At 34.1% G+C, this 2615-nt stretch carries 3 protein-coding genes; 1 reads left to right on the top strand and 2 read right to left on the bottom strand.

Annotated elements, in window-relative coordinates; all coding sequences use genetic code 11:
• Positions 1 to 285: 285 nt before the first annotated feature.
• The gene (locus A2255_02845) at positions 286 to 591 is read left to right on the top strand and encodes a hypothetical protein (protein OGI17085.1); all 306 of its coding nucleotides are present in this window, start codon (positions 286 to 288) and stop codon (positions 589 to 591) included.
• Positions 592 to 617: 26 nt separating this feature from the next.
• Here the strand turns inward: A2255_02845 and A2255_02840 are convergent, their stop codons facing one another.
• Positions 618 to 1868 carry a histidine--tRNA ligase gene (locus tag A2255_02840; protein OGI17084.1) on the bottom strand — a complete coding sequence of 417 codons (1251 nt, stop codon included), beginning with the start codon at positions 1866 to 1868 and terminating at the stop codon, positions 618 to 620.
• Positions 1869 to 1934: 66 nt separating this feature from the next.
• Positions 1935 to 2615 (bottom strand): ribonuclease PH (locus tag A2255_02835; GenBank protein OGI17083.1); only part of this gene is annotated, 681 nt, incomplete at its 5' end.

Raw genomic sequence — 2615 nt, 5'->3', positions numbered from 1 at the left:
AAAAATTCTGTTCAATTTGCTTGACTTTCAACACAGAATCTAGATCAATAAAAAGCTTGATATAACTGAATTAAAATTCTCAAAATTAATTAGCAATTCAAGATTAAATATTACAATTCTTTAAGAATTTTGCTCTTGAGCTACTTTCTCCTATCAACTTTTAAAAAAGTAGGTTTTTAAGCATGGTGGAATAAATCCATAAATTAGGGGTTATAAAAATACTCAACAAGTTATATAATATTTTAGACAAATTAAAATATTAGAGGATATTAGGAGACTGTTTAAATGCCTGACAGTGGTGCATCAGGTTTTTCAAGGCCGTATATAAGCTTTAACAGTGCTGATAGCAGTGTTATGAATACTCCAAATCAAAAAAATTCAAAAGAACAGTATTCAAGACCTGAAGAAAAAGATAAAGAAGACGAGAATAAGCAGAAAAAGCCTGAATTCGTAGACAGAAGTGCACAACTAAGAGCATCTCTGAATTCTCTTGCTATGCTTAATGTAGTAAGCGTAATAAAAAAAGATAATTCGAAAGAAAATGATAAAAATAAAAAAATAACTATTGTTAAAAATATCTTTAAAGAATAAAAAGAGGCTCAATAAGAGCCTCTTTTTTATAGGTTATAAAATAAGTTTATTTTTTGCAGTGCAAGTTCTTTTTCCAGCTTTTCCTGCTCACCGGTTTCCAGATTTTTAACTGTTATAGTTCCTGTATTTAACTCATCTTCGCCTAATATAAGTGCAAATTGTGCACCTGATTTGGAAGCTTTTTCTAATTGTTTGCCGAATTTCCTGTTAGCCATATCAAATTCAGTAATTATACCTTTTTTTCTGAGTTCTTCAGCGAGTTTTAAAGCTTCTTTAGTGTTATTTGATACAATAAATAGATGAATTTTCTTAGGCTCTATTGATGGCATAAGACTCATTAATCTTTCCATGCCCATTGCCCAGCCAACAGCAGGAGTATATTGACCACCTATCATTTCAACAAGAGGATCATATCTTCCACCGCCACATACAGCATTTTGAGCTCCAAGATTTGTGCTGGTAATTTCAAATACTGTTCTATTATAGTAATCCAGGCCTCTTACAAGTAATTTATTAACTTTATAATCTATATTTAAAGCTTTTAGATATTCCTGCAGTTCTGAAAAATGCTCTGAACATTCATCACACACATAATCTGCTTTTATAATTTCATCAATAACCTCAGAATGTAGGATATCTTTGCATTCTTCATTTTTACAATCCAGCATTCTTAGAGGGTTACGAACGAACCTGACCTGGCAATCCTCACAAAATTCAGGTAATATCTCTTTTACAGCTTCTTTGATATTTTCTTTATGCTCATCTCTGCACTTCGGGCAGCCTATATTATTAATCTCAAGGGATAAATTGGAAATCCCAAGTTCCTCAAGATACCACATAGCAAGCTGAATCACCTCAGCATCGGCACTGGCATTTGCTATTCCAAAAACTTCTACTCCCACTTGATGAAACTGTCTTTGCCTGCCAGCTTGAGGTCTTTCATACCTGAACATTGGCCCTTTATACCATAATTTTACAGGAGCAGGAAGTTTATGCATGCCGTGCTCGATATAAGCTCTTGAAACTCCTGCGGTGTTTTCAGGTCTAAGGGTCAGGCTTCTTTCTTTTTGAATAAAAGTGTACATTTCCTTATTTACAATATCTGTAGAGGTGCCTACACCCCTTGCAAATAATTCTGTAGCTTCAAAAATAGGTGTTCTTATCTCTTTATAATTTGATTTATCAAAAATATATCTGGCTTTATCCTCCATATACTGCCAAATTTCAGATTCTGGAGGAAGTATATCTTTTGTTCCTTTTGGCGCTCTTAATTCCATTTTTTCTTTCTTTTCCTATTTAACTATTATTCGATATTTATTTGGTGGAATAAGGATCCCACCCTACTATAATCCTAAAGCCTGATTTTGTAGCTCAATAATCTCTTTTATGCCTTTTTCACCTAATTCTACAAACTTGATAAGCTCATTTTTATCAAAAGCTTCTTTTTCGCTGGTTATCTGGAATTCAATAATCTTACCAGATGCAGTCATAATTATGTTTGCATCAACATCAGCATTTGAATCTTCGTTATAGTCAAGATCAAGAAGGAATTTGCTCTTTACAACTCCAAGGCTTATTGCTGCAACTTGATCTATTATAGGAATTTCTTTAATTTTTCCTTGCTTTTTTAATTTAAGTAGGGCATCGTATAGAGCTATATAAGCACCAGAGATGCTTGCAGTTCTTGTGCCACCATCAGCTTGAATAACATCTGCATCTATTGTAATAGTTCTTTCGCCAATTGCAGAAAGGTCTACGGCAGCTCTAAGACTTCTTCCTATTAACCTCTGGATTTCCTGAGTTCTACCAGAAAGCGTAGAGCCTCTGTCCCTGATTATTCTTGATTGAGCAGAACCGGGAAGAAGTGCATATTCAGCTGTCAGCCAGCCTTTACCTGAGTCCACAAGAAAACGAGGGACTCTATCTTCTATTATTGCAGTCGTAATCACTTTTGTATCGCCAAATTCGACTAATACAGATCCATCTGCATATTTTGTAAAACCTCTTGTAAACTTGATAGGTCT

The sequence above is a fragment of the Candidatus Melainabacteria bacterium RIFOXYA2_FULL_32_9 genome (assembly GCA_001784615.1).
In the GTDB taxonomy this organism is placed as follows: Bacteria; Cyanobacteriota; Vampirovibrionia; order Gastranaerophilales; family UBA9579; genus UBA9579.
The sequence above is the reverse complement of the archived record's forward strand: the minus strand, read 5'-3'. Positions and strand labels throughout refer to the sequence as shown.

Bases quoted from the DNA above. Each gene is read 5' to 3' on its own strand.
- A2255_02845 (OGI17085.1), top strand. From the start codon at position 286: ATGCCTGACAGTGGTGCATCAGGTTTTTCAAGGCCGTATATAAGCTTT.
- A2255_02840 (OGI17084.1), bottom strand. From the start codon at position 1,868: ATGGAATTAAGAGCGCCAAAAGGAACAAAAGATATACTTCCTCCAGAA.